The following is a 3,699-nucleotide window of genomic DNA, read 5'->3' on the forward strand; positions in this document are numbered from 1 at the left end:
CCCCAAGGCGGTGATGTTCCTGATCGGCACCAAGATGGATTTCGAGACCGACAAGCTGAAATCCGGCTTCGTCTTCATCAACCCGAACGAGAAGGCCCGCTGCGGCTGCGGCGAGTCCTTCCACGATTGAGGGTTGATCAGCTCTGATGTCCGTCTCCGTAACACCACCAGTTTCCTGCACCTCCTGCGGCGGCCAGATCCAGGATGCGATCTGCGGCGGCTGCAAGTCGCTGCAGCCGCCGGGTGTGATCGACCATTTCGCCCGCCTCGGCTTGTCGCGCACCTTCGCGATCGACTTGGCGGCGCTGGAACGCGCCTACTTCCAGGCCCAGCGCCGTTTCCACCCGGATCGTTTCGCCGGCCGCGGGGCCAAGGAAAAGACTTTCTCCCTACAGCACGCCACCCTGATCAACGAAGCCTATGAGACACTGCGCGACCCGCTCGCGAGGGCGCGCTACCTGCTCGATCTCGAAGGCCGGCCGCTGCCCGGCGGCGACGGGCGGACGATCGCTGATCCGGCCCTGCTGATGGAAGCCATGGAGTGGCGGGAAGCGTTGGAAGAGGCGGCGGAACCTGCCGAATTGCGCGCCCTTGCCGCCCGCGTCCAGGCTGACACGGCGGCGCTCGAAGCCCGGCTCGGCGATGCTTTCGCGGCCCATGACCTCGGCCGCGCCACCAACGAGGCGCTGCGCCTTTCCTATTTGACCAAGCTCGGGGCCGAATTGCGCCGCAAGCTTCTGCCGGGACAAGCGGTGCCATGACCCTGCTCGACATCTACGAACCCGGCGAAACGCCGCTGCCGCACGCGGGCGATTCCGACCGTGCGGCGGTGGGCATCGACCTCGGCACCACGAATTCCCTGGTCGCCATTTCGACCGACGGCCGGCCGGAAATCCTGCGCGATGCGCTGGGCGACGGCATCGTGCCCTCCGTGGTGGCCTATCTCGACGGCGAGGACGAGCCGGTGGTGGGGCGGGTCGCCACCCGCATCCTGGAGGCGGAGCCGGACCGCGTGGTCGCCAGCGTGAAGCGCCTGATGGGCCGCGGCACCGGCGACGTCGCCAGTCTCGGCGGCCAGCTCGCCCAGAAGATCCACAAGCCGGGCGCCGGCGGCATGGTGAAGCTCGACGTCTGCGGCCGCATCGTCTCGCCGGTCGAAGTCTCGGCCGAGATCCTGCGCACGCTGAAGCAGCGCGCCGAATGGGTGCTGGGCAAGACGGTCGACCAGGCGGTGATCACCGTGCCCGCCTATTTCGACGATGCCGCCCGCACGGCGACGCGGGATGCCGCGCGTCTCGCCGGGCTCGAAGTGCTGCGCCTGGTGAACGAGCCGACCGCGGCGGCGCTCGCCTATGGGTTGGACCGCGCGGCCGAAGGCCTCTATGCCGTCTACGACCTGGGCGGCGGCACCTTCGACATCTCGCTCCTGAAGCTCGAAAAGGGCGTCTTCCAGGTCCTCGCCACGGGTGGCGACGCGGCGCTGGGCGGCGACGATTTCGACCGCCTGCTGGCGCAGGCCCTGATCGACGAGCGCGGCGATGCCATCGCGGCTTCCGATGTGAAGCCGGTGCTGGCCGTCGCCCGCCGCGCCAAGGAAGCCTTGACCGACACGGAGGCGACCACGGTCGACCTCGATTTCGGCGGCAAGGCGACCCGCCACGAGATGACCCGGGCGCGTTTCGATGCCCTGATCGCCCCCCTGGTGGCGCGCACCATCGAAGCCTGCCGCGCCGTCCTGACGGATGCGGCGGTCGAGGCTCCGGCCCTTGCCGGCGTCGTGCTGGTCGGCGGTTCCACCCGGGTGCCGCTGGTCCGCGCCGAAGTGGCCGGCCTGTTCGGGCGCGAGCCCCTGGCCGATATCGATCCCGACGAAGTGGTGGCGCTGGGCGCCGCCCTTCAGGCCGAAGCGCTGACCCGCGGTTCCGACACGCTGCTGCTCGACGTCGTGCCGCTCTCGCTCGGGCTGGAGACCATGGGCGGCCTGGTCGAGAAGGTGATCCCGCGCAATACGCCGATTCCGGTCAGCCGCGCCCAGGATTTCACCACCTATCAGGACGGCCAGACGGCGATGGCGATCCACGTCGTCCAGGGCGAGCGCGAAATGGTCGAGCAGAACCGTTCGCTCGCCCGCTTCGTGCTGGCCGGCATCCCGGCCATGGTGGCCGGCGCCGCGCGCATCCGCGTCACCTTCACCGTCGATGCCGACGGGCTGCTGACCGTGACCGCCAAGGAAGCGCTGACCGGCACGGAGGCCCATGTCGAGGTGAAGCCGTCCTATGGTCTTTCCGACGAGGAAATGGCCGCGATGCTGCAGGCGTCCTTCGAGAATGCCCGGGCCGACGTCACCGTACGCCTGCTGGCGGAGGCGCGGGTCGACGGCCGGCGCCTGATGCTGGCGCTCGATTCCGCCCTGGCGGTCGACGGCGATCTCCTGTCCGAGGACGAGCGGATCGCGCTCGAAAATGCCAAGCTCGGCCTCGAGGAAGCCATGGCGACCGACGACCGCGAGGCGGTGGTCGCTGCGACAGAAGCGCTCGAAGCCGTGGGCCGGCCTTTCGCCGAACGCCGCATGGACCGCAATATTCGATCCGCCCTGTCGGGAGTCGAAGTCTCGCGGCTTGAAACCCGCCTGCAGGCGGGCTAAGCCTCCGTCCGATATTCTGGAGTTTTCCCTATGCCCAAGATGGTTTTCATCAGCCCGGACGGCAAGACGCGCACCGAAGTCGACGCGCCCGTGGGCCTTTCCGTGCTGGAGATCGCGCATCGCAACAAGATCGATCTCGAAGGGGCCTGTGAAGGCTCGCTCGCCTGCTCGACCTGCCATGTCATCGTCGATCCCGAATACTACGGTTCCCTGCCGGACGCGACCGAGGAAGAGGAAGACATGCTCGACCTCGCCTTCGGCCTGACCCATACCTCGCGTCTCGGCTGCCAGATCATCATGACCGAGGACCTGGACGGCCTGACCGTGAGCCTGCCGACCGCCACCCGCAACATGATGGTGGACAAGTAAGTCCATGCGCTGGACCGATGTTCACGACATCGCGGCCGCGTTGGAAGACGCCCATCCGGACGCCGACGTCGTGAACCTGCGCTTCACCGACCTGCACAAATGGGTGCTGGCGCTGCCCGGCTTCGCCGACGCGCCGGACCGCTCGAACGAGAAGATCCTGGAGGCGATCCAGGCCGCCTGGCTCGAGGAACGGGACTGATCCTCGTGGCATCGCTGTTCGAGCGCCTGCGGGACGGGGCGGCGGCGGAATGGGCCGCCTATGTCCGCCATCCCTTCGTCGAGGGGATCGCCCGGGGCGATCTGCCCGAGGCGGCCTTCCGCCGCTATCTGACCCAGGACTATCTGTTCCTGATCCACTTCGCCCGAGCCTATGCCCTCGCCGTGGTGAAGGCCGACGATCTCGCCGGGATGCGCTCGGCCCAGGCGACGCTGAACGCCCTGCTCGACCACGAGATGAGCCTTCATGTCGACTATTGCGCGACCTGGGGCATTTCGGCCGCTGAGCTGGAAGGGCTGGAGGCGGCGCCCGAGACCCTGGCCTATACGAGCTATGTCCTCGAACGCGGCTTTTCGGGCGATGTTCTCGACCTCAAGGTGGCGCTGGCGCCCTGTGTCGTCGGCTACCGCGACATTGCCGCGGCGATCCAGGCCCGGCCGGATTTCAGGCGCGAGGGCAACCGCTATCT

6 protein-coding genes are annotated in these 3,699 nt (G+C 68.1%); all 6 read left to right on the forward strand.

Features of this window, described 5'->3' with window-relative positions; all coding sequences use genetic code 11:
• Nucleotides 1–130 (forward strand): HesB/IscA family protein (locus WC493_RS22120; RefSeq protein ID WP_373068616.1); only part of this gene is annotated, 130 nt, incomplete at its 5' end.
• 16 nt (nt 131–146) lie between these two features.
• Nucleotides 147–761, forward strand: a complete 615-nt coding sequence (gene hscB, locus WC493_RS22125) for a Fe-S protein assembly co-chaperone HscB (RefSeq protein WP_373068606.1) — start codon at nt 147–149, stop codon at nt 759–761.
• Complete coding sequence (gene hscA, locus WC493_RS22130) at nt 758–2,644, forward strand: Fe-S protein assembly chaperone HscA (RefSeq protein WP_373068608.1); 1,887 nt, start codon at nt 758–760, stop codon at nt 2,642–2,644. Before hscB ends, hscA begins: the two co-directional genes overlap by 4 nt.
• Before the next feature lie 30 nt (nt 2,645–2,674).
• Nucleotides 2,675–3,013: a ferredoxin family 2Fe-2S iron-sulfur cluster binding protein gene (locus tag WC493_RS22135; protein WP_373068610.1), complete on the forward strand. Its 339-nt coding sequence runs from the start codon at nt 2,675–2,677 to the stop codon at nt 3,011–3,013.
• Between the two features lie 4 nt (nt 3,014–3,017).
• On the forward strand, nt 3,018–3,212 hold the full coding sequence (iscX, locus tag WC493_RS22140; protein WP_373068612.1) for a Fe-S cluster assembly protein IscX: 195 nt from the start codon (nt 3,018–3,020) through the stop codon (nt 3,210–3,212).
• Nucleotides 3,213–3,217: 5 nt separating this feature from the next.
• On the forward strand, nt 3,218–3,699 hold a 482-nt coding region (locus WC493_RS22145; RefSeq protein WP_373068614.1), incomplete at its 3' end, for a TenA family protein.

This window comes from Zavarzinia sp. (assembly GCF_041650655.1).
Taxonomy (GTDB): Bacteria; Pseudomonadota; Alphaproteobacteria; order Zavarziniales; family Zavarziniaceae; genus Zavarzinia.

Excerpts from the sequence above, each read along its gene's own strand:
- WC493_RS22135 (WP_373068610.1), top strand. The coding sequence starts at position 2,675 with ATGCCCAAGATGGTTTTCATCAGCCCGGACGGCAAGACGCGCACCGAA.
- hscB (WP_373068606.1), top strand. The coding sequence starts at position 147 with ATGTCCGTCTCCGTAACACCACCAGTTTCCTGCACCTCCTGCGGCGGC.
- hscA (WP_373068608.1), top strand. The coding sequence starts at position 758 with ATGACCCTGCTCGACATCTACGAACCCGGCGAAACGCCGCTGCCGCAC.
- iscX (WP_373068612.1), top strand. The coding sequence starts at position 3,018 with ATGCGCTGGACCGATGTTCACGACATCGCGGCCGCGTTGGAAGACGCC.